This window comes from Streptomyces sp. NPDC045998, from assembly GCF_056430285.1.
Window position 1 is genome coordinate 21,720 of record NZ_JBWKLJ010000012.1, and the last position, 24,724, is coordinate 46,443.

General features: G+C 72.7%; 18 protein-coding genes. 9 read left to right on the plus strand and 9 right to left on the minus strand.

Annotated elements, in window-relative coordinates; translation table 11 throughout:
* The first annotated feature begins 210 nt into the window (after positions 1–210).
* On the plus strand, positions 211–5,184 hold the full coding sequence (locus AC07FJ_RS29575) for an NAD-glutamate dehydrogenase (RefSeq protein ID WP_479052303.1): 4,974 nt from the start codon (positions 211–213) through the stop codon (positions 5,182–5,184).
* Positions 5,185–5,302: 118 nt separating this feature from the next.
* On the opposite strand, the gene AC07FJ_RS29580 is transcribed toward AC07FJ_RS29575, so the two are convergent.
* The 3 genes from AC07FJ_RS29580 to AC07FJ_RS29590 all read right to left on the minus strand — a co-directional run bounded on the left by AC07FJ_RS29580 (position 5,303) and on the right by AC07FJ_RS29590 (position 8,426).
* Positions 5,303–6,619, minus strand: coding sequence for a glycosyltransferase 87 family protein (locus AC07FJ_RS29580; protein WP_479052304.1), 1,317 nt, complete (start codon positions 6,617–6,619; stop codon positions 5,303–5,305).
* Between the two features lie 69 nt (positions 6,620–6,688).
* Entirely contained in the window at positions 6,689–7,504 is an 816-nt protein-coding gene (locus tag AC07FJ_RS29585; RefSeq protein WP_479052404.1) for an ABC transporter ATP-binding protein, read from the minus strand.
* 4 nt (positions 7,505–7,508) lie between these two features.
* Positions 7,509–8,426, minus strand: coding sequence for an ABC transporter permease (locus tag AC07FJ_RS29590; RefSeq protein WP_479052305.1), 918 nt, complete (start codon positions 8,424–8,426; stop codon positions 7,509–7,511).
* A gap of 124 nt (positions 8,427–8,550) precedes the next feature.
* Here AC07FJ_RS29590 and AC07FJ_RS29595 point away from each other — a divergent pair, with 124 nt between their 5' ends.
* Positions 8,551–9,183: a TetR/AcrR family transcriptional regulator gene (locus AC07FJ_RS29595; protein ID WP_479052306.1), complete on the plus strand. Its 633-nt coding sequence runs from the start codon at positions 8,551–8,553 to the stop codon at positions 9,181–9,183.
* A 116-nt stretch (positions 9,184–9,299) separates the two neighbouring features.
* A complete protein-coding gene (locus AC07FJ_RS29600) occupies positions 9,300–9,938 on the plus strand; it encodes a dTDP-4-dehydrorhamnose 3,5-epimerase family protein (protein WP_479052307.1) in 639 nt (212 codons plus the stop codon).
* A gap of 104 nt (positions 9,939–10,042) precedes the next feature.
* Here the strand turns inward: AC07FJ_RS29600 and AC07FJ_RS29605 are convergent, their stop codons facing one another.
* Entirely contained in the window at positions 10,043–10,618 is a 576-nt protein-coding gene (locus AC07FJ_RS29605; RefSeq protein WP_479052308.1) for a phospholipase D-like domain-containing protein, read from the minus strand.
* A 162-nt stretch (positions 10,619–10,780) separates the two neighbouring features.
* Positions 10,781–11,197, minus strand: coding sequence for a MerR family transcriptional regulator (locus tag AC07FJ_RS29610; RefSeq protein WP_479052309.1), 417 nt, complete (start codon positions 11,195–11,197; stop codon positions 10,781–10,783).
* Between the two features lie 28 nt (positions 11,198–11,225).
* Here AC07FJ_RS29610 and AC07FJ_RS29615 point away from each other — a divergent pair, with 28 nt between their 5' ends.
* Positions 11,226–12,011 carry a methyltransferase domain-containing protein gene (locus AC07FJ_RS29615; protein WP_479052310.1) on the plus strand — a complete coding sequence of 262 codons (786 nt, stop codon included), beginning with the start codon at positions 11,226–11,228 and terminating at the stop codon, positions 12,009–12,011.
* A 9-nt stretch (positions 12,012–12,020) separates the two neighbouring features.
* Here the strand turns inward: AC07FJ_RS29615 and rfbD are convergent, their stop codons facing one another.
* From rfbD to AC07FJ_RS29630, 3 genes are read right to left on the minus strand one after another with little or no spacing between them, the layout of a single operon-like run.
* A complete protein-coding gene (gene rfbD / locus AC07FJ_RS29620; RefSeq protein ID WP_479052311.1) occupies positions 12,021–12,881 on the minus strand; it encodes a dTDP-4-dehydrorhamnose reductase in 861 nt (286 codons plus the stop codon).
* On the minus strand, positions 12,878–13,870 hold the full coding sequence (gene rfbB, locus AC07FJ_RS29625) for a dTDP-glucose 4,6-dehydratase (protein ID WP_479052312.1): 993 nt from the start codon (positions 13,868–13,870) through the stop codon (positions 12,878–12,880). Before rfbB ends, rfbD begins: the two co-directional genes overlap by 4 nt.
* Complete coding sequence (locus AC07FJ_RS29630) at positions 13,867–14,937, minus strand: glucose-1-phosphate thymidylyltransferase (protein WP_479052313.1); 1,071 nt, start codon at positions 14,935–14,937, stop codon at positions 13,867–13,869. Before AC07FJ_RS29630 ends, rfbB begins: the two co-directional genes overlap by 4 nt.
* A gap of 183 nt (positions 14,938–15,120) precedes the next feature.
* Here AC07FJ_RS29630 and AC07FJ_RS29635 point away from each other — a divergent pair, with 183 nt between their 5' ends.
* From AC07FJ_RS29635 to AC07FJ_RS29655, 5 genes are all read left to right on the plus strand, one after another.
* The gene (locus tag AC07FJ_RS29635; protein WP_479052314.1) at positions 15,121–16,359 is read left to right on the plus strand and encodes a glycosyltransferase family 39 protein; all 1,239 of its coding nucleotides are present in this window, start codon (positions 15,121–15,123) and stop codon (positions 16,357–16,359) included.
* A 62-nt stretch (positions 16,360–16,421) separates the two neighbouring features.
* Positions 16,422–18,218 carry a methyltransferase domain-containing protein gene (locus tag AC07FJ_RS29640; protein ID WP_479052315.1) on the plus strand — a complete coding sequence of 599 codons (1,797 nt, stop codon included), beginning with the start codon at positions 16,422–16,424 and terminating at the stop codon, positions 18,216–18,218.
* Between the two features lie 10 nt (positions 18,219–18,228).
* Positions 18,229–18,603, plus strand: a complete 375-nt coding sequence (locus AC07FJ_RS29645; protein ID WP_479052316.1) for an SMR family transporter — start codon at positions 18,229–18,231, stop codon at positions 18,601–18,603.
* Between the two features lie 10 nt (positions 18,604–18,613).
* Entirely contained in the window at positions 18,614–20,824 is a 2,211-nt protein-coding gene (locus tag AC07FJ_RS29650; RefSeq protein ID WP_479052317.1) for a CDP-glycerol glycerophosphotransferase family protein, read from the plus strand.
* Complete coding sequence (locus tag AC07FJ_RS29655; protein WP_479052318.1) at positions 20,821–22,458, plus strand: glycosyltransferase family 2 protein; 1,638 nt, start codon at positions 20,821–20,823, stop codon at positions 22,456–22,458. The genes AC07FJ_RS29650 and AC07FJ_RS29655 overlap by 4 nt, the downstream gene beginning before the upstream one ends.
* Here the strand turns inward: AC07FJ_RS29655 and AC07FJ_RS29660 are convergent, their stop codons facing one another.
* Positions 22,459–24,711, minus strand: a complete 2,253-nt coding sequence (locus tag AC07FJ_RS29660) for a bifunctional glycosyltransferase/CDP-glycerol:glycerophosphate glycerophosphotransferase (RefSeq protein WP_479052319.1) — start codon at positions 24,709–24,711, stop codon at positions 22,459–22,461.
* Between the last annotated feature and the right edge of the window lie 13 nt (positions 24,712–24,724).

Below are 24,724 nucleotides of genomic sequence, written 5' to 3' on the forward strand. Positions count from 1 at the left end.
AGGCCCCCGGCCTGCGCCCGGGATGCCATCGTGCCCGGGCTAGCGCTGATTTTTCGTTTCCGGGGCGCTCGCCGAATGTGGCCGATAACGGCCCGGAGATCTCTCATCGCGGCATAACGTCACCTCAGACCGGAAACCCCGCGTCGTGGCGTTGTGTCACCTTTTCTTTCACCTACGTCACGCAACGGCGCGCGACAGGAGCCAGAGGACATGCAGACCAAGCTGGACGAAGCCAAGGCCGAGCTGCTCGAACGGGCTGCCCGGGTAGCTGAGAACAGCCCGGTCGGGGGGCGACTCGCGATCGGGACCGAGGACGGGGAGCGACCGGACCGGGACACCGTCCTCGACTACCTCCAGCGCTACTACCTCCACACGGCTCCGGAGGACCTCGCGGACCGCGACCCCGTCGACGTCTTCGGCGCCGCGCTCTCCCATTACCGGCTGGCCGAGAACCGGCCCCAGGGCACCGCGAACGTCCGCGTGCACACGCCCACCGTGGAAGAGAACGGGTGGACGTGCAGCCACTCCGTCGTCGAGGTCGTGACGGACGACATGCCGTTCCTCGTCGACTCGGTGACCAACGAGCTGTCCCGCCAGGGGCGCGGCATCCACGTCGTCATCCACCCCCAGGTCGTCGTCCGCCGTGACGTGACCGGCAAGCTGATCGAGATCCTCCCCGCCGAGTCCCACACCCGCAGCGGTCTGCCGCACGACGCCCTCACCGAGTCGTGGATCCACGTCGAGATCGACCGCGAGACCGACCGCGGCGACCTCAAGCAGATCACCTCCGACCTGCTGCGCGTCCTGTCCGACGTCCGCGAGGCCGTCGAGGACTGGGAGAAGATGCGCGACGCCGCGCTGCGCATCGCCGAGGACCTGCCGCAGGAACCGATCGCCGACGACCTGCGCTCCACGGAGGTCGAGGAGGCCCGCGAGCTGCTGCGCTGGCTGGCCGACGACCACTTCACCTTCCTCGGCTACCGCGAGTACAGCCTCACCGAGGACGACGCCCTCGCCGCCGTCCCCGGCACCGGGCTCGGGATACTGCGTTCGGACCCGCACCACAGCGGCGACGAGGCCCACCCCGTCTCGCCGTCCTTCAACCGCCTGCCGCGCGACGCCCGGGCCAAGGCCCGCGAGCACAAGCTGCTGGTCCTGACGAAGGCGAACAGCCGCGCCACAGTGCACCGGCCCTCGTACCTCGACTACGTCGGCGTGAAGAAGTTCGACACCAACGGGAACGTGATCGGGGAGCGGCGCTTCCTGGGCCTGTTCTCGTCCGCCGCGTACACCGAGTCCGTGCGCCGCGTGCCGGTCATCCGCCGCAAGGTGGAGGAGGTCCTCGACCTCGCGGGCTTCGCGCCGAGCAGCCACGACGGCCGCGACCTGCTCCAGATCATGGAGACGTACCCGCGCGACGAGCTCTTCCAGACGCCCGTCGACCAGCTCGAGGCGATCGCCACGAGCGTGCTCTACCTCCAGGAGCGGCGCCGGCTGCGCCTCTACCTGCGCCAGGACGAGTACGGGCGCTACTACTCCGCCCTCGTCTACCTGCCGCGCGACCGCTTCAACACCACCGTCCGCGAGCGCCTGACCGACATCCTCAAGGAGGAGCTCGGCGGCACCAGCGCCGACTTCACCCTGATGAGCACCGAGTCGGTGCTGACCCGGCTGCACTTCGTCATCCGCGTCCCGCAGGGCAGCGAGCTGACCCCGCTCACCGACGCCGACGTCGAGCGCATCGAGGGCCGGCTCGTCGAGGCCGCCCGCTCCTGGGACGACGGCTTCGCCGAGGCGCTCAACGCCGAGACCGGCGAGGAGCGCGCCGCCGAGCTGCTGCGCCGGTACGCGGGCGCCTTCCCCGAGGGCTACAAGGCCGACCACTCGCCGCGCTCCGCCGTCTCCGACCTGGTCCACCTGGAGCAGCTGATCAAGGGCGAGAAGGAGTTCGCCCTCTCCCTCTACGAGCCGGTAGGCGCGGGCCCCGGCGAGCGCCGCTTCAAGATCTACAAGACGGGCGCGCAGGTCTCCCTCTCCGCCGTCCTGCCGGTCCTCAACCGCCTCGGCGTCGAGGTCGTCGACGAGCGCCCGTACGAGCTGCGCTGCGCGGACCGCACGAGCGCGTGGGTGTACGACTTCGGTCTGCGCATGCCGCACACCGCCGGCGGCGCCGCCGGTGCCAACGGCGCCGACTACCTCGCCGACGACGCCCGCGAGCGCTTCCAGGAGGCGTTCGCCGCGACCTGGACCGGCCGCGCCGAGAACGACGGCTTCAACGCCCTCGTCCTGAGCGCCGGCCTGAACTGGCGCGAGGCGATGGTGCTGCGCGCGTACGCGAAGTACCTGCGCCAGGCCGGTTCGACCTTCAGCCAGGACTACATGGAGGACACCCTCCGCAACAACGTCCACACCACCCGGCTGCTGGTCTCCCTCTTCGAGGCGCGCATGGCGCCCGAGCGGCAGCGCGCCGGCACCGAGCTGATCGACGGTCTGATGGAGGAGCTGGACGGCGCGCTCGACCAGGTCGCGAGCCTGGACGAGGACCGCATCCTGCGCTCCTTCCTCACCGTCATCAAGGCGACCCTGCGCACCAACTTCTTCCAGAAGACGGAGAGCGGCGAGCCGCACGCGTACGTCTCGATGAAGTTCGACCCGCAGGCCATCCCGGACCTGCCCGCGCCGCGCCCGGCGTTCGAGATCTGGGTGTACTCGCCGCGCGTCGAGGGCGTCCACCTGCGCTTCGGCAAGGTCGCCCGAGGCGGTCTGCGCTGGTCCGACCGGCGCGAGGACTTCCGTACCGAGATCCTCGGCCTGGTCAAGGCGCAGATGGTGAAGAACACCGTCATCGTGCCCGTCGGCGCCAAGGGCGGCTTCGTCGCCAAGCAGCTGCCGGACCCGGCCGTCGACCGCGACGCCTGGCTGGCGGAGGGCATCGCCTGCTACCGCACCTTCATCTCGGCGCTGCTCGACATCACCGACAACCTGGTGGGCGGCGAGGTCGTGCCGCCGGCCGACGTCGTCCGCCACGACGAGGACGACACGTACCTCGTCGTCGCCGCCGACAAGGGCACCGCGACCTTCTCCGACATCGCCAACGAGGTCGCCGTCGCGTACGGCTTCTGGCTCGGTGACGCCTTCGCCTCCGGCGGCTCCGCCGGCTACGACCACAAGGGCATGGGCATCACGGCCCGCGGCGCCTGGGAGTCCGTCAAGCGGCACTTCCGCGAGCTGGGCCACGACACCCAGACGCAGGACTTCACGGTCGTCGGCGTCGGCGACATGTCCGGTGACGTGTTCGGCAACGGCATGCTGCTCTCCGAGCACATCCGGCTCGTGGCCGCGTTCGACCACCGCCACATCTTCATCGACCCGAATCCCGACGCGGCCGTCTCGTACGCCGAGCGGCGCCGCCTCTTCGAGCTGCCGCGCAGCTCCTGGGCCGACTACGACAAGGAGCTGCTGTCCCCGGGCGGCGGCATCCACCCCCGTACGGCCAAGTCGATCCCGGTCAACGCGCACATGCGGGCCGCCCTCGGCATCGAGGCGGGCGTCACCAAGCTGACCCCGGCCGAGCTGATGAAGGCGATCCTCCAGGCGCCCGTCGACCTGCTGTGGAACGGCGGCATCGGTACGTACGCCAAGGCCTCCACCGAGTCGCACGCCGACGTCGGCGACAAGGCCAACGACGCCATCCGCGTCAACGGCGAGGACCTGCGCGTCAAGGTCGTCGGCGAGGGCGGCAACCTCGGCCTGACCCAGCTCGGCCGCATCGAGTTCGCCCGCAAGGGCGGCCCCGAGGGCACCGGCGGCAAGATCAACACCGACGCCATCGACAACAGCGCCGGCGTGGACACCTCCGACCACGAGGTGAACATCAAGATCCTGCTCAACGCCCTGGTGACCGACGGCGACATGACCGTCAAGCAGCGCAACAAGATCCTCGCCGAGATGACGGACGAGGTCGGCGCGCTCGTGCTGCGCAACAACTACGCGCAGAACGTCGCCCTGGCCAACGCCGTCGCGCAGTCCCCGTCGCTCCTCCACGCCCACCAGCGCTTCATGCGCCGGCTCAGCCGCGAGGGCCACCTGGACCGGGCGCTGGAGTTCCTGCCGACCGACCGCCAGATCCGCGAGCTGCTCAACAACAAGCAGGGCCTCAGCCAGCCCGAGCTGGCCGTGCTGCTCGCCTACACCAAGATCACGGTCGCGGAGGAGCTGATCCACACGGATCTGCCCGACGACCCGTACTTCCGCGAGCTGCTGCACGCGTACTTCCCGTCGAAGCTGCGCGAGGAGTTCCCGGCGCAGATCGACGGCCACGCGCTGCGCCGCGAGATCATCACCACGGTGCTGGTCAACGACACCGTCAACACCGGTGGCTCGACCTTCCTGCACCGGCTGCGCGAGGAGACGGGCGCCTCGACCGAGGAGATCGTGCGCGCGCAGACCGCCGCCCGCGCGATCTTCGGCCTGAGCGAGGTGTGGGACGCCGTCGAGGCCCTCGACAACAAGGTCCCGGCCGACGTCCAGACCCGCATCCGGCTCCACTCGCGCCGCCTGGTCGAGCGCGGCACGCGCTGGCTGCTGAACAACCGGCCGCAGCCGCTCAAGCTCGCCGAGACCATCGAGTTCTTCGCCGAGCGCGTCGAGCTGGTCTGGGCACAGCTGCCGAAGATGCTGCGCGGCGCCGACCTGGAGTGGTACGAGTCGCTGGTCGAGGAGCTCACCGGGGCGGGCGTCCCGGACGAGCTGGCGCTGCGGGTGGCCGGGTTCTCCTCCGCCTTCCCGACGCTCGACATCGTCGCGATCGCGGACCGGACGGGCAAGGACCCGATGGCGGTCGCCGAGGTCTACTACGACCTGGCCGACCGGCTGGCCATCACCCAGCTGATGGACCGGATCATCGAGCTGCCGCGCGCCGACCGCTGGCAGTCCATGGCCCGCGCCTCCATCCGCGAGGACCTGTACGCCGCGCACGCCGCGCTCACGGCCGACGTGCTGTCGGCGGGCAACGGCACCTCGACGCCCGAGGAGCGGTTCCAGGCCTGGGAGCAGAAGAACGCCGCGATCCTGGGCCGGGCGCGTACGACGCTCGACGAGATCCAGAGCTCGGACGACTTCGACCTGGCCAACCTGTCGGTGGCGATGCGGACGATGCGGACGCTGCTGCGTACGCACAGCTGAGCCGTCTGACGTGCGATGAAGGCGCCTCCCGCATCAGCGGGGGGCGCCTTCGCCATATGCGCCGCTTATACGCGCCGCTCATGCGTGCCGCTCATGCGTGCCGCTCATGCGCGCCGCTTCACGCGGTCGCGCGCCACAGCCGCCGGCAGGACAGCACGGTCGCCGCGAGCAGCAGCGCGTTCCGGAGGGCCACGACGGCGACGCCCGTCGGGGTGACGTTGATGACCTCGTCGTACAGCCCCGGGTACGCCAGCGAGCTGAGCGCCGCCGCGGGCAGCAGCAGGAGCGCGACGGGCCGCTGGGTGGTGTGCCGGGAGGTGAGGCAGACCGCCGCCAGGCCCAGCAGCCACACCATGTACTGGGGGCTGATCACCCGGCTGGTGACGGTGAAGAGGAGGACGGCGGCGAGGCCCGCGTCCAGCGGGGTGGCGGCGTTCCAGCGGCGGGAGCGCAGCCGCCACACCAGCAGCCAGCACAGCGCGGCGGCGGTGAGCAGCAGCGCGAGGCGGGCGACGCTCGACACGTACGGACCGGTCAGCTCGAAGGCGCCGTAGCGGTACTCGACCGCGCCCGGCCAGCCGGCGAGCAGCCGGGCCAGCGACAGCGCGCTGCCGCCGAGCGACTCGATCTGCACGCCCCGGTCGCCCTGCTGGCGCAGGAAGTCGAGCGGGTGCGCGAAGGAGAGGACCAGGACGCCGAGGAGCGCGCCCGCCGCGACGGCGGCGGAGGTCCAGGCGCGGCGGGTGGCCGGCCCCCGGGGCGTACCGAGCAGGGTGAGCAGCGGCCACACCTTGACCATGGCGCCGAGCCCGGCCAGCGCCCCGCCGAGCCGGGCCCGGGGGCGGCGGGCGCCCAGCGCCAGCAGCGCGAGCACCGCGAAGGCCGTGACCTGGACGTCGTAGCGGGCGAGCGGCAGGTGCAGCAGGAGCGGCAGCCCGCCGGTCCACAGCCAGGCCCCCGCGCTGCTGCCGGTCCGCCCGGCGCGGGCGAGCGCTACCGCCACCACGGCGTCGGCGAGGAGCGTCAGCGCCACGAACGCCTGGTAGTACGTCAGCCACGGCACGGCCCCCGGGGCGAGGAGCACCAGCCCGGCGCCCGGCGGGTACTGCCAGGTGACGTCGCCCACGGGGAAGGTCCCGAGGGCGAGCAGCTCGTACCAGTGCCGGTAGAGCACGTACACCTCGCGCCCGACGCCGCCGATGCCGAGGGTGTCGCGCCACAGCAGCAGGAGCATGCCGGCGCGGGTGAGGGCCCAGACGGCGGTGAGGGCGAGTACGGCGGAGAGGGGCAGGCGGGCGGCGGCGGTGCGGTGGGCCGTGCGGCGCGGTGTGGTGCGGCGGAGCGCGGTGCGGCGGAGGGCGGTGCGGCGGAGGGCGGGGGCCGTGCGGTGGGCGCGGCAGCCGCCGCTGAGCCGGTAGCGGGAGGTCGTCGTCATCTCAGCGCACTTTATGTTCCTTATGCGCGAGTTTTGACTATTTACCGCCCACCGTCCGACCGTTTCGCGCTACTTCTTGTTCGTGTGCGCCTCGTACGCGTCCACGACCTCGTTCGCCGGCCCGTCCATCAGGATGGTCCCCGCCTCCAGCCAGATCGCCCGGTCGCACGTCTCCCGGATCGTGCCGTTGCTGTGGCTGACCAGGAACACCGTGCCCGCCTCGGCGCGCAGCTCGTTGATCCGCTCCTGGCTGCGCCTGCGGAACTTCGCGTCGCCGGTCGCCAGCGCCTCGTCGATGAGCAGCACCTCGTGGCTCTTGGCCGCGGCGATGGCGAACCGCAGGCGGGCGCCCATGCCGGAGGAGTACGTCCGCATCGGGAGCGAGATGAAGTCGCCCTTCTCGTTGATCCCGGAGAAGTCGACGATGTCCTGGTAGCGGGCGTGGATCTCCTCGCGCGTCATGCCCATCGCCAGACCGCCGAGGATGACGTTGCGCTCGCCGGTCAGGTCGCCCATCAGCGCCGCGTTCACGCCCAGGAGGGACGGCTGGCCCTGGGTGTAGATGTGCCCCTTGTTGGTGGGCAGCAGCCCCGCGATGGCCTTGAGCAGGGTGGACTTGCCGGAGCCGTTGGTGCCGATGAGGCCGATGGCCTCGCCCTTGTACGCGACGAAGCTGACGCCCTTGACGGCGTGCACCTTGCGGGTGGCGGCCCGCGCCTTGCGGCGGTTCAGGATGCGGGCGAGGGGCGGGCCCTGGGGCTTGCCGCCCGCGCCCTGGACGGTGTACGTGACGTGGGCGTCGTCCACGATGACGGTCGGGACGCGCTCGGTGGGGGTGGTGGTGGGCGCGGTCTCGGTGGGTGCGGTCTCGGTGGATGCGGTCAGGGTGTCAGCCACGGCCGTAGGTCTCCTCTGCCTTCCAGAAGTAGATGAAGCCGCCCGCGAAGGCGAGCAGTGCCCAGCCGGACGCCGCGGCCCACACGTGGGGCGGCAGCCGGTCGGCGGTGAAGCTGTCGATGAACGCGAAGCGCACGAGGTCGATGTAGAGGGCCGCCGGGTTGTACTCCAGGGCCAGGCCGACGAGGTGCGGGACGCGGTTGTCCGCCAGCACCTTGTCGATGCTCCACATCACGCCGGACACGTACATCCAGGTGCGCAGCACGAACGGCATCACCTGGGCGATGTCCGGCGTACGGGCCGCCAGGCGGGCCATCACCAGCGAGACGCCCGCGTTGAACAGGGACTGGAGGAACAGGGCGGGCACCGCGAGCAGCCAGGACAAGCCGGGCCGGACGCCGAAGCAGAACAGGATGACGATGAGCGCGCCCAGCGAGAAGGCGAGCTGCTGGAGCTGCTGCAGCGCCAGCGACACGGGCAGGCTCGCGCGCGGGAAGTGCAGGGCGCGGACCAGGCCGATGTTGCCGCTGATGGCGCGGGTGCCGACGGCGATGGAGGAGGACGTGAAGGTCCAGATGAAGACGCCGGTGACGAGGAAGGGGACGTAGTCCGCGATGTCCTGCCGAGTGTTCATCAGCACGCCGAAGATGAAGAAGTAGACGGCCGCGTTGAGCAGCGGGTTCATCAGCTGCCAGACCTGCCCGAGCTTCGCCTGGCTGTACTGGGCGGTGAGGCGGGCGGTGGCGAAGGCGGTGATGAAGTGGCGCCGCGACCAGAGCCGCCGGGCGTACTCGGTCAGGGGCGGGCGGGCGTTGCTGACCGACAGCCCGTGGCGCAGGGCGAGCTGCCGGAGGTCTTCCCCGGCCCCGTGGGCGCTCGCCGGCGCACTCGTACTGGCACTCGTACTCACTGCAGCCCTTCAGCCCTTCGAGTCATGCTCCATGGTCGGAACGGGACCGTATCGTCGTTACGGCGAGAGTAAGACGCGGTGACGTCGGAACGCAACCGTGCCGTCGTGACGCGGTCGTCGCGCTATGATCCGGGGCATGACTGCACCGCCGACCCCGCCCTCCGGGAGCACGCGCCGCCGCGCCCCCGCCGGAGCCGCCGTGCTGCGGGAGGACGTCACCGATGCGATCAGGGCCGCCGTCTTCGACGAGCTCGCGGCCGTCGGTTTCGCCCGCATGTCCATCGAGGGCATCGCGCGCCGCGCCGGTGTCGGCAAGACGGCGGTCTACCGGCGCTGGAAGTCCAAGCTGTCGCTCGTCCTGGACCTGCTGACCGCCTTCGCGACCCAGGGCCTCCCCGCCCCCGCGACCGGCTCGCTGTACGGCGACGTCCGCGCGCTGCTGGAGGTCGCGGCCCACGCGCTGCGCCACCCCGTCGCCTCCCAGGTCATCCCGGACCTCCTGGTGGAGGCGGCCCGCCACCCCGAGATCGCCGACGCGGTCCGCGCCGCGCTGCTCGACAGCCAGCAGGGCGTGGCGGCGGTCGTCGTCCGCGAGGCCGTCGAGCGCGGCGAACTCCCCGAGGGCGCGGACCCGGAGCGGGCGCTGGACCTCATCATCGGGCCGCTGTACTGGCGGCTCGTGGTCGTCCGCTCGCCCCTGCCGAAGGGCTACCTCGACGACCTGGCGCGCTCGGCGGTCGCGGCGCTGCGCGTCTGAGCCCCCTGTCACCTGGTTGGGCGCCGGGTGAGTGACGGTTGCGGCCCCCGGGGGTTGAGCCTGCCGTTCGTATTCCGTTTCCGTTTCCGTGCAGCGGTGAGGACGGTGGGCCGACAGTGCGTGCGCTCGGTATCGACGGTGCGTGGGTCATGGAACCCCGCGTGTTCCACGACAGCAGGGGCAGCTTCCACGAGTGGTTCCGGGCCCCGGACCTCACCGAGGCCGCCGGGTACGGGCTCGGGCTCGCCCAGGCGAACTGCTCGGTGTCCAGCCGCGGCACCCTGCGCGGCATCCACTTCGCGGACGTACCGCCCGGCCAGGCCAAGTACGTGACGTGCGTGCGCGGCGCCGTCCTCGACGTCATCGTGGACCTGCGCACCGGCTCGCCCACCTACCGCGCCTGGGAGGCGGTCCGGCTCGACGACCGGGACCACCGCGCCGTCCACCTCGCCGAGGGACTCGGCCACGCCTTCATGGCCCTCACCGACGACGCCACGGTCGTCTACCTCTGCTCGCGCGGGTACGCCCCCGCCCGCGAGCACGGCGTCCACCCCCTCGACCCGGACCTCGCCATCGCCTGGCCGGCCGACCTCACCCCCGTACTCTCCGACAAGGACGCCGCCGCGCCCCCGCTCGCCGAGGCGGAACGTGCCGGCCTGCTGCCGTCGTACGAGGCGTGTACGGAGTGGTACGCGAGGCTGCGGACGGCGACGCAGGCCGCCGACGGGGCGCCGCGCATCCCGGCCGGGCGGTGACGCCCCACGAGGCGGGAATTGGCGCGTAGTTCACTTCCTCGTTCGATCTTGCCGTCTCAGACTGCTGTACGACCGCGCGATGACGGACCGTGAACCGGGGGCCATCATGATGACGACGGTGCTGGACACGCGGGCCCGGGCGGCGCCACCGCGAGGCAGCCTCGCTTGACGTCGTCCACCCCGTCGTCGTCCTCGAACCTGTCGTCGCAGACCACGACCCAGGAGCGGGCGCTGTCGTTGCCGCCCAGCCCCGACTTGAGGGACTGGTACGCCGGGTTGGCGTACTGCTTGCCCTCGCCGTTGACGTACGTCGAGTCGTCGACGATGAGCTTGACGTCGACACCGCGCCGATGGGCGGCGAGCAGCGCGTCCGCGACGGCCTGGTCGCCGAACTCGAACATGGAACCGCGAATCGACTGCCCCGCCGGGGTCGCGTCGATGAGGGCGATCAGCTGCGTGAAGACCGCCTTCTGCTGGTCCGCCGTACCGAAGGGGTCGTTGAAGACGGGCCCGTTGACGACGGGCTTGGTCACGGCGGCCGCCTGAGGCGCGCCGCCGACGACGAGGGCGCAGGCCAGCGCCAGAGCCATGGTGAGGGCCCTGGTGAGGGGCCTGGTGAGGGGCCTGGTGAGGGGCCTGGTGAAGCCGCGCCCGCGTGTTCGGTGCAGGGGTGAGGTCATGGGCATGCGTCCCCCGAGTCCGCGCACCGCGTCCAGCCCGGGTGCGCATGACGGAAATGGTCGGTCGACATCCTTGTCGGGGGATACGGCTCCGTCGTTGGCAGCGGGCGCCACGTCGTTGGCGTCCAGCGCCAGGACGCGCGACGAGCGCGGCAGCCGGTGTCAGTGCCCGCCGACCTGTTCGGCGATGAGCCGCTGGTACTCCGGGCACTCGGTGACGTCCTCGTGCTTGCAGTTCAGGCCGCCCTCGATGAGCTGCAACGAGGCGCGGGCCGCGGCGATTGTGGAGCGGAGTTCTTCGGCCTCGGTGCGCAGGACGTCGTGCCGGGTGGCTCGGTCGACGCCGGCCGACAGAGTCCTGATGGTGCCCAGGCCGAGGCCCGCCTGCTTGAAGACGAGGATCGTCGCCACGCGGGTGACGTCGCCCGGGCCGTAGCGGCGGCGCCCGCCCGCGTCCCGTACGGGGTGCAGCAGGCCCATCGACTCCCAGTGCCGCAGGACGTGCGTGGCCAGGCCGAACCGGGCCGCGAGGGCGCCGATGCTCATCGTGCTCGCGCCGCTGTCTCCGCTTGACTTCATGTCGACATTAAGTCGCAGCCTGGCAGCCATGGACAAGAACCAGGAAGCGGTGGAGAAAAACCGCGACACCGAGGCCCTGCTGGCCGTCCTCGACGCGGCGGACCGGCAGCCGAGCGCCGGTCGACTGCGGGCGCGCTCCTATGAGTTGCTGTCCCTCGTCCCGGGCTCGACCGTCGTGGACGTCGGCTGCGGCGCCGGACGCGCCGTCGCCGAGCTGGGCGAACGCGGGGTCCGGGCCGTGGGCGTGGACCCCGACCCGTGGATGCTGGCCGCGGCCCGCGAGCGGTGGCCGGCGGGCGCGTTCCGGGAGGCGGGGGCGGAGGACCTGCCGTTCGCCGACGGAAGCGTGCGCGGCTACCGTGCCGACAAGGTCTTCCACGTACTCCGGGAGCCGGCGCGCGCGGTGGCGGAAGCGCGACGCGTCCTGTGCCCGGGCGGCAGGATCGTCCTCGTCGGGCAGGACTGGGACGCCATCATGATCGCGTCCGATGACGCGGAGCTCACCCGCACGATCGTGCACGCCCGCGCCGACCTCCTGGGCGCGCCCCACGTCGGCCGCCAGTACCGCAACCTGCTCCTGGACGGCGGCTTCGACGACGTCACCGTCGAGGTGCACACCAGCGTGTTCACCGACCCCGCGATGCTGTCGCTGCTCACCCGGCTCACCGAGCCGGCCTGCGCGAGCGGCGCCGTCGGCCGTGACCGGGCCGACGGGTGGCTCGCCGAGCAGCGCCGACGGGCCGAGACCGACCGCCTCCTCATCGCCGTTCCGTTCTTCGTGGTCGCCGCCTCCGCGGGGCGCGCAGCGGGGTAGGCGCGGAGTTCACCGCGCAGGGGTGAGCAGCGCGGGGAGCGCCGCCCGCAGCGCCTCCCGCCAGTCGCGCAGCGGCGTCAGCCCCGCCTCGCGCCAGCGGGCGTGGCTCAGGACGCTGTACGCGGGCCGGGGCGCCGGGCGCGGGAAGGCCGCGCTCGTCGTCGGGCGGACGCGCTCCGGGTCGGCGCCCAGCAGGCGGAAGGTCTCGCGGGCGAGGTCGTGCCAGGTGCCGTCGCCCGCGTTCGTGGCGTGGTAGACGCCCGGCGGTGCGTCCGCGCGGCCCAGCGCGACGAGGAGTCCGGCGACGTCGGCGCTCCACGTGGGCTGGCCGCGCTGGTCCGCGACGACGTCCACGGAGGGGCGTTCCGCCTCCAGGCGGGTCATGGTGCGGACGAAGTTGGCGCCGCCCGCGCCGTACAGCCAGGCCGTCCGGATCACGTAGCCGCGCTCGGGGAGCAGCTCCAGGACGGCGCGTTCGCCCGCGAGCTTGGTGCGGCCGTACGCGGTGCGGGGCGCGGGCGTCGCGTCCTCGGCGTACGGCGCCGAGGCCCGGCCGTCGAAGACGTAGTCCGTCGAGACGTGCAGCAGCCGGGCGCCGACCTCCGCGCAGGCCTCCGCCAGCGACCGGACCGCCGTGCCGTTGACCGCCAGGGCCTCGGCCTCCCTCGTCTCGGCGTCGTCCACGGCCGTCCAGGCCGCGCAGTTGAGGACGACCGAGGGGCGCAGCGCCGACACCGCCGCGCGGACCGCGTGCGCGTCGCACACGTCCAGGTCGCCCCGGGTGAGGCCCACGGCGTCGCCGCCGAGGCGGTGAAGCACGTCCTGGGCGAGCATGCCGCCCGCCCCGGTCACCAGCCAGGGCCCCCTCACAGCGCCGCCCGGTTCAGCAGCGGCTGCCACCAGGAGCGGTTCTCGCGGTACCAGGCGACCGTCTCGGCGAGGCCCGTCGCGAAGTCCTTGGCCGGGCGGTAGCCGAGCTCGTCGCGGATCTTGGTCCAGTCGACCGAGTACCTGCGGTCGTGGCCCTTGCGGTCCTCGACCTCCTCCACGTGGGACCAGTCCGCCCCGCACGCGTCCAGCAGATAGGACGTCAGCTTGCGGTTGGACAGCTCCGTCCCGCCGCCGATGTTGTAGATCTCGCCCGCCCGGCCCCGCGTCCGTACGAGCTCGATCGCGCGCACGTGGTCGTCGACGTGCAGCCAGTCCCGCACGTGGGAGCCGTCCCCGTACAGCGGCACCCTTCCTCCGTCCAGCAGCCGGGTGATGAAGAGGGGGACGACCTTCTCGGGGAAGTGGTGGGGGCCGTAGTTGTTCGAGCAGCGGGTGACCCGGACGTCCAGGCCGTGCGTCCGGTGGTAGGAGAGCGCGATGAGGTCGGCCGACGCTTTGGACGCGGCGTACGGCGAGTTGGGCCGCACCGGCTCGTCCTCCGTCCAGGAGCCGGTCTCGATCGAGCCGTACACCTCGTCCGTCGAGATGTGGACGAAGGGCGCGGTGCGGTGGCGGAGGCAGGCGTCCAGCAGCGTCTGCGTGCCCAGCACGTTCGTACGGACGAACTCGGCCGCGCCCAGGATGGAGCGGTCCACGTGCGACTCGGCGGCGAAGTGGACGATCTGGTCGTGTTCGGAGACCAGCTTGTCCACCAGGTCGGCGTCCCGGATGTCGCCGTGGAGGAAGGCGAAGCGGGGGTGGTCGCGGACGGCGGCGAGGTTGGCGGGGTTTCCGGCGTAGGTGAGGCGGTCCAGGACCGTGACCTCGGTGTGGGCGGCCCCGTCGGGGCCCAGCAGCGTACGGACGTAGTGCGAGCCGATGAAACCGGCGCCGCCGGTCACCAGGATCCGCGTGACGGGAACGGTCATGACGAGATCTGCACCTTGCTGTGATCGCCGAGCACCAGGCGGTGGGCGGCCGGGATGGGCGGGGCGGGGGTGATTTCGACGTTACGGCCGATGAGGGACGCCTCCACGCGACCCACGCCGTGGAGCGAGGAGCCGCTGAGCACGATGGAGTACTCGATCTCGCTGTCCGTCACCCGGCAGTTCTCGGCGATGGAGGTGGAGGGGCCGATGTAGGAGTTCTCGACGACCGTGCCCGCGCCGATGACGGCCGGGCCGACGATCCGCGAGCCGCGCACGGTCGCGCCGCCGCCGATGCGGACGCGGCCGATGATCTCGGTGGCGGCGTCGACCGTGCCTTCGTTCGCCGGGGTGAGGATCTCCAGGACGGAACGGTTCACCTCCAGCATGTCGGCGACGTTCCCGGTGTCCTTCCAGTACCCGGAGATGATCGTGGAGGTGACCGTGCGGCGCTCGTCGATGAGCCACTGGAGGGCGTGCGTGATCTCCAGCTCGCCGCGCGCCGACGGCGTGATGGCGCGCACGGCGTCGTGGACGGCGGGGGAGAAGAGGTACACCCCCACCAGGGCGAGGTCGCTGCGCGGATGCGCCGGCTTCTCCTCCAGGCGCGCCACCCGCCCGTCGACGTCGAGCTCGGCGACGCCGAAGGCGCGCGGGTCGGGAACCTTGGTCAGCAGGATCTGGGCGTCGGGGCGGCTCGTGCGGAACTCCTCGACGAGGTCCGTGATGCCGCCGACGATGAAGTTGTCGCCCAGGTACATCACGAAGTCGTCGTCGCCGAGGAAGTCGCGGGCGATCAGCACCGCGTGCGCGAGGCCGAGCGGCGCGTGCTGCGGGATGTACGTGACGTCGAGGCCGAAGCGCGAGCCGTCGCCGACGGCGGCGCGGATCTCGTCGGCGGTGTCCGGGGCGACGACGAGACCGGTGTCCCGGATTCCGGCGGCGGCGAGGGACTCGAGCCCGTAGAAGAGCACCGGCTTGTTGGCGACCGGCACGAGCTGTTTCGCGGACGTGTGCGTGATGGGGCGCAGCCGGGTGCCGGCCCCTCCGGAGAGTACGAGTGCTTTCACTGGGCCTACCTTGAACGAGAGTTGACGCCGCGCCTTGCGTACGGCCGTGAGCCATACGTGTGATTCGTCAAGTCGGTTTTGTAGCGATAATGCACGTACAGTGAACTGTATTGCGTTTACACCGGTTTAAGTGTGTTTATCGGTGCTTCGCTTCGTACCGTCCGTATTGCTACGTTCGTCAACATGAACGTCCGAATGTCGTCCCTCTCGTGGGACGTGCGGAAAGCCCGGATCGTCGTCCTCGTCGTCGCGGCGGTCGCGTTCGTCTCGAAAGTCGCGCTCGCGGCCTCCACCCGGGGGCCCGCCGACGTGCGCTTCTTCTGGGGCTTCGCGCGGGCCATCGCCCGGACGGACCCGATTCGCGTCTACGCGGAGCCGCTGCCCTGGCTGCCCGTCTACAACCACCCGCCGCTGGCGAGCTGGATGCTGCTCGTCATGGAGTGGCTGGCCCAGCAGGGGGTGCCGTGGCGGCCGCTGATCCGGTTCCCCGCGTGCCTGGCCGACCTCATCACCGTGCTGCTGGTGTTCGAGATCGTACGGAGGCGGGGCCGGCTGCGGACGGCCGTCGCCTGCGCGCTGGGCGCGGCGCTGTGCCCGGTGCTCGTCGCCACCTCCGGGTACCACGGCAACACCGACTCGGTGGCGGTGATGTTCGCCTTCGCGGCCGCGTACCTGCTCGTCGACCGGAAGATGCCGAGGGTGGCGGGGGTCGCGGCGGCGCTCTGCATCAGTGTGAAGATCGTCCCGGTGGTGGCGGTTCCGCTGCTGTTCGTCGCCGCGTGGCGCGCCGGACGGCCCGCACTGCTGCGGTTCGGCGGTGGCTTCGCGGTGGTGTTCCTCGCCGTGTGGGGGCCGGTCATCGCCACGGTGCCCGGCGCGCTCAAGGCGAACGTGCTCGAGTACGCGGGCGGCAACTTCAGCTTCTGGGGCATCATCCGCTTCGCCCGCTGGGCCGGGGTGCCGGAGCCGTACGTGGCGCTGGTGCGCGGTGACGGGCACTTCCTCATCGTCGCGGCGATCATGGCGGTGGGGGTGTGGCTGGCCTGGCGCCGCCCCGCCGACGCGCCGGTGGCCGTCGCCACCACGCTGGGGCTGCTGCTCCTGCTGAGCACCGCGTCCGGGGTGCAGTACCTCGCGTGGCCGGCGGCCGGGCTCTTCGTCATCGGCCTGTGGCAGGGGATCGCGTACGGCGTCGTCGTCGGCGGCGTGGCCGTGTCGGTCTACGCGGGGCAGCGGCCCGTCCACTGGACGGACACGGAGATGGCGTTCGGCGCGCTGGGGTGGGCGGTGCTGGCGGTGTGCGTGGCGACCGGTGTCCACCGCGCCGTGGGCTCTGCGGCGAGGGGCCGCGATCCGGGGGCGCCCGCCGTGGACATCGCCCGCCCGCGCACGGAGTCGCGACCGGCCCGGTCGGCCAACTGACCCGTTCCCCGACCCTCGGGCCCGCCCCCGGGCCCCGAGACACCCGAGAGTGGAGAAGTCCCATGACTCCCGACAGTCCCGCAGGCCCCGAAGCCCCCGCGAGTCCCGCCGGGCTGCCGAGCCCCGCCGGCCCCCCGAGCCCGGCCGGTCCCGCAAGCCCAGCGAGCACCCCAAGTCACGCAGGCCCCGCTAGCCCCGCCAGTCCCGCAAGCCCCGCAGGTCCCGGGGCCCTCGCGAGTCCCGCCGGGCTGGCGAGTCCCACAGGCCCCGCGAGTCACGCCGGGGTGCCGGGAGTCGCCGCGTCGACCCGCCCCGCCGGGGCCGCCGGTCCCCGCATCGGCGTCCTCGTCGTCGCGTACAACGCCGAGTCGACCCTCGAGAAGACCCTCGACCGCATCCCCGCCGACTTCCGGTCCCGCATCGCCGAGATCCTCATCCTCGACGACGCCAGCCACGACGCCACCTTCACCGCCGGCTGCCGCTGGTCGCAGCTCGACGGCATGCCGCCCACCGTCGTCATGCGGCACACCAAGAACCTCGGCTACGGCGGCAACCAGAAGGCCGGTTACGCCCTCGCCGCCGAGCGCGGCCTCGACATCGTCGTCCTCCTCCACGGCGACGGCCAGTACGCCCCCGAGCTGCTCCCGCAGATGGTCGAGCCCCTCGTGCGCGGCGAGTGCGAAGCCGTCTTCGGCTCCCGCATGATGCGGCCCCGCGACGCCCTGCGCGGCGGCATGCCCGCCTACAAGTGGCTGGGCAACCGCATCCTGACCCGGCTGGAGAACGCCCTCCTGGGCTCGGCCCTCACCGAGTTCCACTCCGGCTACCGGGCCTACAAGGTGGACGCCCTGCGGCGCCTGCCCATCGACCGCAACACCGACGCCTTCGACTTCGACACCCAGATCATCGTCCAGCTCGTCGACGCCGGCATGCGCATCAACGAGATCCCCATCCCCACCTACTACGGGGACGAGATCTGCTACGTCAACGGCCTGCGCTACGCCAAGGACGTCGTCAAGGACGTCCTCGAATACCGCCTCGCGCGCAAGGGCTTCGGCACCTGCGACTGGATCCCCAAGCCCGTCGCGTACGCCTTCAAGGAGGGCGACGGCTCCTCGCACGCCGTCATCCTGGACCGGATGCGCGACCTGCCCCCCGGGCGCGTCCTCGACGTCGGCTGCTCCGGCGGCCTGTTCGCCGAGCGCCTCGAAGCCCTCGGACACACGGTCACCGGCATCGACTGCGTCGAGGTGGAGGGCGTACGCGCGCGCTGCTCCGGCGGGTTCCACCTGGCCGACCTGGAGGAGGGCCTGCCCGACGCCGTCCACGAGGGCGACGGCTACGACTACGTCGTCGCCGGCGACGTCGTCGAGCACCTCTCCCGCCCCGAGCGCCTCCTCGCCGAGCTGCGCGACGTGCTCCGCCCCGACGGACACGTCCTGCTGTCCGTACCGAACTTCGGCCACTGGTACTCGCGGCTGCGCGTCGCACTCGGCATCTTCGACTACGACCGGCGCGGCATCCTCGACGAGACGCACCTGCGCTTCTTCAGCCGCGCCAGTCTGCGCCGCACCGTGCGCTCCGCCGGTTACGACGTGCTGTCCCTCCGCGCCACCGGAGCGCCCTTCTGGTCCGTCCTCGGCGGCGGACCGGCCGCCAGGGCGCTCGGCGCGCTGTCGAAGCTGCTGACCCGGATCCGGCCGACCCTCTTCGGCTACCAGTACGTCGCCGTGCTCACCCCGCACGCGGCGCGGACGATCATCGCTGGGGAGCACATCGATGTCCAGGACATCCTCAACCGCCAGTACGTGCCGACCGACGTCCCCGCCGATGCCCCGGCCCACCGCGTGGGCGTCTGAGGGGCGGACGTTGACCCTCGCCAGCTTCTCCCTGCTGCTCTTCGCGGTGTTCTCCTCCGCCGCCGGGCAGATCATGCTCAAGCACGGGATGCGGGCCGCCGCCACCGCCGTCGAGAAGGGCGGTGGCTCCCTCGCCGCGCACGCCGCGACCACGCCCTGGGTGGTGGTCGGCCTCGCCGTCTTCGCGGTCTCCGCCGTCGCCTGGATGTCCACCCTCGCGCGGGTGCCGCTGTCGGTCGCGTACCCCTTCAACGCCCTTGGCTACCTGCTCATCGTGCTCGCCGGCTCGACCCTCCTGCACGAGCGGACCTCGCCGTGGACCTGGGCCGGGTCGCTGCTGGTGGTCATCGGGCTCGTCACCGTCTTCGCCGGCCAACGTTCCTAGGGGGACCGCCATGACCCAGCTCAGCGTCATCGTCTCCGGCCGCGCCTCCCTCAGCCGGCTGCGCGAGTGCCTGGAGAGCGTCACCGCCCAGCCGTACGCGCGCCTCGACGTCGTGGTGACCGTGCCGCTCGACGACCCGGCCGCCCGCGCGCTCGCCGAGACCCACGAGACGCGCGACCCGCGCGTCACCGTCGTCCCCGTCTCCCCGCACGCGTCGACGGCCACCGCCCGGGCCGCCGCCGTGGGCGCCGCGCGCGGTGCGTACGTGCAGTTCGTCCACCCCGACGACCGGCTGCCCGAGGGCGCGGCGGCCGCCGTGGCCGCCCGGCTCGACGCCCTGCCGGCGGCCGCGGCCGTCGACGTCCTGCTGTGCGACCACCGGGTGGCGCACTGGTGGGACGACGCCGCCCCCAGCGGCGACACCGAGCTCCTCACCCGCCTGCCCCGGCTCACCAGCCTCGACGAGCGGCCCGCGCTGCTGGACCTCGCGCCCGTCCTCGGCGCCCGCGTCATCAGCGCCCGGCTCCTCGACCACCACCCCGGGCTCCTCGCCGTCGACGGCGACCTGTACCCCGCGTACGCCGCACTCCTCCTGGCCCGGCGCGTCGCCTGCTGCGACACCGTGGCCGTCGTCCACCGCCGCGACCGGCCCGTGCAGCGGCGCGCCGCCGAGCCCGAGCGGCACTTCGCCGCCTTCGGCCCGTACGAGCGGCTGCACGAGCTGTACGCCGGCCGCGGGAACCCCGCCGTACGCGCCCGCCTGTACGACCGGATGACCGCCGACTACCTCGCCACCCTCGCCCGCCGCGACGAGCTGCCGCCCGCGCTCGTCGCCGAGTACTTCCGCCGCGCCGCCCGCCACGCGGCCCGCTTCCGCCCCGAGGGTCACCGCGCCCCCGGGGGCCTCGACGGCGTACGCCACCACCTCCTCGTGCACGGGGCCTACCTCGGCTACCGGGCCCTGCGCGGCGCCAACGACAAGCGCCGCACCCTCCAGACGGCCGTCGGGGCGCGCGCCGGGCAGGTCGCGGCCGTCCGCACCCGGCGCCGCTACCGCGCGGCCCTGCGCCGCCGCGTCGACGAGGACCTCGCCGTCTTCTCCGCGTACTGGGGGCGCGGCGTCCACTGCAACCCCGCCGCCCTCGCCGCCGAGCTCGCCGAGCTCGCGCCCGACATCCGCCGCGTGTGGGTGGTGGAGGAGGACCGCGTCCCGCTGCTGCCGCCCGGCACCGACCACGTCGTCCCCGGCACGCCCCGCTACTGGGACGTCCTGGCCCGCGCCAAGTACCTCGTCAACAACGTCAACTTCCCCAACGACGTCGCCAAGAGGCCCGGCTCCGTCCACCTGCAGACCCACCACGGCACCCCGCTCAAGCGCATGGGCGTCGACCAGCGCCACCACCCGGCCGCCGCCCAGGGCCTCAACTTCGACGCCCTCCTGGAGCGCATCGACCGCTGGGACTACAGCCTCTCCGCCAACAGCCACTCCACCGAGACCTGGGCCCGCGCCTACCCCTCCGGCTACCGCTCCCTCGACTACGGCTATCCCCGCAACGACGTCTACTACCGGGCCACCGCCGAGGACGTCCTCGCCGCCCGCGCCCGCCTCGGCATCGCACCCGGCCGCCGGGCCGTCCTGTACGCCCCCACGCACCGCGACCACGAGGCCCGCTGGACGCCCCGCCTGGACCTGCCGCGCCTCGCCGAGCGGCTCGGCGAGGACACCGTGCTGCTGGTGCGCGGCCACTACTTCCACGACCGGCTGCCCGGGCCCCGCCACCCCCGCGTCCTCGACGTCACCGGCTGGGACCCGGTCGAGGAGCTCGCGCTCGCCGCCGACGTCCTCGTCACGGACTACTCGTCCCTCATGTTCGACTACGCCAACCTCGACCGGCCGATCGTGATCCACGCCGATGACTGGGAGACGTACACCCGCGTCCGCGGCGTCTACTTCGACCTGACGGCCGAGGCCCCCGGACCCGTCACCCGCGGCCAGGGCGAACTGGCCGAGGTCCTCACCTCCACCGCCTGGTGCGACGAGACCGCCCGCAAACAGCGCCACGACTTCCGGCTGCGCTTCTGCGAGTACGACGACGGGCACGCCGCCGAGCGGGTCGTGCGCCGCGTCTTCCTCGGCGAGGGGGAGGAGGGCCTGCCGCCCGTGCTGCCCCTCGGCCGGCGCACCCCCGCACCCACCCCCGAGGAGGCCGCGCGCCGATGACCACCTTCCCCGACGTCACCGTGACGGTGATCGTCCACAACGACGCGGCACGGCTGCCGCGCGCCGTCGCCTCCGTACGCGCCCAGACCCACCGCGCCCTCGAGATCGTCATCAGCGACGACCACTCCACGGACGACACCCCGAAGGTCGCCGCCGCGCTCGCCGCCAAGGACGACCGGATCCGGCTGCTGCGGCTGGAACGCAACAGCGGCGGCTGCGGCGCGCCCCGCAACCGGGCCATCGAGATCGCCCGCGCGCCGTTCCTGATGTTCCTCGACAGCGACGACGAACTCCCGCCGAAAGCCGTGGAACTGCTGCTCGCCGCACACCGGGAGGCGGACGTCGACTTCACCATGGGCGCGGTGGAACGCGTGCGCGCCGACACCGGCGCCACCTCCACCTGGATGGCGTCGCTCTTCGGCCGGCGCCGCACGGTGCGGGGCATCGAGGACGAGCCGCGGCTGCTCTTCGAGCCGCTGTCGACCAACAAGATGTACCGCAGGGAGTTCCTCGACCGGCACGGGCTGCGCTTCCCCGAGAACCTGCACTACGAGGACCAGCTGTTCTCGGCCCAGGCGTACACCCTCGCCCGCGCCTTCACCGTCCTCACCGAGCCCGTCTACCGCTGGTACATCGCCCCCTACGCCGCCGCCGACGCCGCCACCATCTCCAACCGGCGGCACCTGATGTCCAACGTCCGCGACCGGATCGCCATCGCGCGGCTCATCGACGCGTTCCTGGCGGAGCACGGCGTCTCGGCGGCGGTCCGGGAGGAGAAGGACTTCAAGTTCCTCTCCCACGACGTGCGGCTGTACGCGGGCGACCTGCCGTACCGGGAGGTGGAGTGGGTCGCGGAGTTCGCCGCCGAGACCCTGCCGTACCTGGACGGGCTGGCCCCGGCCGCGTACGAACGGCTGGGCTGGGTCGAGCGGGCCGTGATCGGGCTGCTGCGCGAGGGCCGGTACGACGAGGCGCGGCTCGCCGCGCGCGGGCTGGTGCACGGGGTCGGCCCGCGGGGGACGACGGTGGCGGACGGGCGTACGTACTGGGGCGGGGCGGAGCCCGCGACCGAGGCGGGCCGCCGCGACCTGGACCTGACGGAACTCGACCTGGAGGGGTGCCCGTTCGGCGCGGCGCGCTTCCGGCACGAGATCACGGACCTCGCGCACACCGGATCGGTCGTCGAGCTCGCGGTACGGACGTACGACCCCGGGCGCCGCCTGTCGCTCGCCCCCCAGCCGGCCCGGCTCCACCTCGCGCCCGGCGGGCGGCGGACCACCCTGCCGGTGCGCCTCGACCCGGCCGGGAGCGGCGTCTTCGAAGGCGCCGTACGCCTCGACCTGGCGGCGGTGGCGCTGCCCCCTCACGGCTTCTGGGGCGTGCGCCACCCGGTGCTGGAGGTCACCCGCGGGGACGCCGTGAACGCGGGCGTGCTGCTGGCGCCGCTGGACTTCCCGCCCTTCGAGGTCGCCGGGCCCGCCCGGCACCGGATCACCGTCGAGCCGGAGGGGCGGGACGCGGGGCGCCTCCAGGTGCGGTGGCGGCCGGGCGGGGCGGCGGGGCGGCTGCTCGTGCCGATGGCCCGGCGGGGCGTCGTCCGCCGCCTCGCCAAAGCCCTGCTCGTACGTGCCTGATCAGCGCGGCGCCGGGAACAGCGCCGACACCGCCTGCCCCATCGACGGCGCCGGGCGCCGCTCCTCCAGCGGGACGACGGGCGCCAGCCGCTCCGGGTCCTCGCCCAGGAACACGTGGCGCACGACCCGCTCGGCGGCGTGCCCGTCGTCGTACGGGCAGAACCGCGCCCGGAACGCGGCCCGCAGCTGCGCCGAACGCGAGCCCCGCCAGTGCCCGGTGACGAAGATGTCGATCAGCTCGTCCTCGGAGCGCGCCACCGCGCCGGGCGGGAAGGCCTGCAGGTCGAAGTAGGTGCCCCGGGCCGCGTCGTACACCGCCCAGTCCTCGGTGTGGACGACGATCGGCCGGTCCAGGTTGGCGTAGTCGAACATCAGCGACGAGTAGTCCGTCAGCAGCGCGTCCGACGCCAGGCACAGCTGCTCGACGGACGGGTGCGCCGAGACGTCGATCACGCGCGGGTTGGCGGCCGGGGCCAGGGGCGCGCCGTCGCCGTGCGTGGGGTGGGCGCGCGCCAGGATCACGAAGCGGGGGCCGAGCGCCACCGCCAGCCGGTCCAGGTCCAGCAGGTGCGGCTGCGGGCGGACGTAGTCGCGGTGGGTGGGCGCGTACAGGATCGCCGTGTGCCCCTCGGGGATGCCGAGCGTCTCGCGCAGCCGGGCGACGTCGGCGGCGCCGGCCCGCTGGAAGACGTCGTTGCGCGGGCTGCCGTACTCGAGCGTGCGGTACGCGGCCGGGTAGACCCGCTCCCACACGAGGGTGGCGTGGCGGTTGGGGGAGATCAGGTAGTCCCAGGTGTCGACGGCGCGCAGCAGCCCGGCGAAGTCCATGCCCCGGGCGGCGGCCGGCCGGTGCATCAGGTCCAGGCCCATGTGCTTGAGCGGCGTGCCGTGCTGGGTCTGGACGACGACCTGGCCGCGCCGCTTCACCAGCCGGCGGTCGAAGTTCACGTTGTTGACCAGGTACTTGGAGCGGGCCAGGGCCGTCCAGTACGCCGCCGAGCCCGGACGCACCCGGCGCGTACCGGGTGGCACGGTGTGGGCGTACGCCGGCGCGCAGATCCACGCGGTGCGGATGTGCGGCGCGAGCTCCCGCACGCGCTCCTCGATGGCGGCCGGGCTGCACGCGTAACCCCGGCTCCAGTACGCGCCGAAGACGGCGAGGTCGTCGCGGACGGGCAGGCAGCGCTGGACCCGGTAGTGCAGCTGGAGCAGCACGCCGCGCACCCTGCCCGCGGCCGACCGCAGGGCGGCGGTCAGGCGCTTCCTCGCCGTACGGGCGGCCATGAGCGTGCGGTACGTACGGTGGCTGCCGCACCGCACCAGGGCGTGGCGCAGGCGCGTGGTGACCCTCGGGGCGGCGAACTTCGGGGCGGCGCCCGGCGCGCGGTAGCGGCGGTAGTGCGCGCGGGCGCGGCGGAAGAAGCGGGCGCGCGTGCCGCGCGGCAGACGCCCCGGGGCCATGAACACGGACGTGAAGTGGTCGGCCATGCGGCGGCACAGCACCGGACGCCAGTGCGCCAGCTCGGGGCGGGTGTCGAGGAACGCGAACAGCCGCTCGTACTGGTCGAACAGGTCGAAGTGGCGCAGGCTCGTGGTGCTCAGGATCGAGCCGGAGCGGCGCTGGCGGTAGTGCACGCAGACCCGGTCGAGCGTGGCGATCGACCCGGCGGCCAGCAGCGCCGGGTACGTCCAGGGAGTGTCCTCGTAGAACCCGGGCGGGAAAGTGAAGCCCTCGCGCTGGACGAATTCCCGCTTGTACGCCTTGTTCCACACCACCATCAGCACCTTGAGCAGCCCCGGCCGGTCGGCGAGGGTGAACGGCGCGGGGCCCTCCTGGCCGAGGTGGGCGTGGAACTCGTTGCGGACGGTCTCGCCGGTGGCGTACGTACGGGCGTAGTCGTAGACCAGGACGTCCGGGTCGCCGGTCTCCTTGAGGCGGTCGGCGACGGCCTGGAGGGCGCCCGGTACGAGCGTGTCGTCGCCGTCGAGGAAGACGAGGTAGTCCCCGGTGGCGTGGGCGAGCCCGGCGTTGCGGGCCGGGCCGAGGCCGGAGTTCTCGGGCAGGTGCACGGCGACGACCCGGCGGTCGCGGGCGGCGAACTCGTCGACGATCGCACCGCAGCCGTCGGGCGAGCAGTCGTCCACGGCGATCAGTTCGAGGTCGTCGCAGGACTGGGAGAGCACCGACTCCAGGCACGCGTGCAGGTAGGGCCGGACGTTGTACGCGGGGACGATGACGCTGAACCGGGGCATGGCCCGGGAACTT

Excerpts from the sequence above, each read along its gene's own strand:
- AC07FJ_RS29575 (WP_479052303.1), top strand. The coding sequence starts at position 211 with ATGCAGACCAAGCTGGACGAAGCCAAGGCCGAGCTGCTCGAACGGGCT.
- AC07FJ_RS29610 (WP_479052309.1), bottom strand. The coding sequence starts at position 11,197 with ATGAAGTCAAGCGGAGACAGCGGCGCGAGCACGATGAGCATCGGCGCC.
- AC07FJ_RS29615 (WP_479052310.1), top strand. The coding sequence starts at position 11,226 with ATGGACAAGAACCAGGAAGCGGTGGAGAAAAACCGCGACACCGAGGCC.
- AC07FJ_RS29580 (WP_479052304.1), bottom strand. The coding sequence starts at position 6,619 with ATGACGACGACCTCCCGCTACCGGCTCAGCGGCGGCTGCCGCGCCCAC.
- AC07FJ_RS29650 (WP_479052317.1), top strand. The coding sequence starts at position 18,614 with ATGACCCAGCTCAGCGTCATCGTCTCCGGCCGCGCCTCCCTCAGCCGG.
- AC07FJ_RS29655 (WP_479052318.1), top strand. The coding sequence starts at position 20,821 with ATGACCACCTTCCCCGACGTCACCGTGACGGTGATCGTCCACAACGAC.
- AC07FJ_RS29660 (WP_479052319.1), bottom strand. The coding sequence starts at position 24,711 with ATGCCCCGGTTCAGCGTCATCGTCCCCGCGTACAACGTCCGGCCCTAC.
- AC07FJ_RS29595 (WP_479052306.1), top strand. The coding sequence starts at position 8,551 with ATGATCCGGGGCATGACTGCACCGCCGACCCCGCCCTCCGGGAGCACG.
- AC07FJ_RS29640 (WP_479052315.1), top strand. The coding sequence starts at position 16,422 with ATGACTCCCGACAGTCCCGCAGGCCCCGAAGCCCCCGCGAGTCCCGCC.
- AC07FJ_RS29635 (WP_479052314.1), top strand. The coding sequence starts at position 15,121 with ATGAACGTCCGAATGTCGTCCCTCTCGTGGGACGTGCGGAAAGCCCGG.
- AC07FJ_RS29605 (WP_479052308.1), bottom strand. The coding sequence starts at position 10,618 with ATGACCTCACCCCTGCACCGAACACGCGGGCGCGGCTTCACCAGGCCC.
- rfbB (WP_479052312.1), bottom strand. The coding sequence starts at position 13,870 with ATGACCGTTCCCGTCACGCGGATCCTGGTGACCGGCGGCGCCGGTTTC.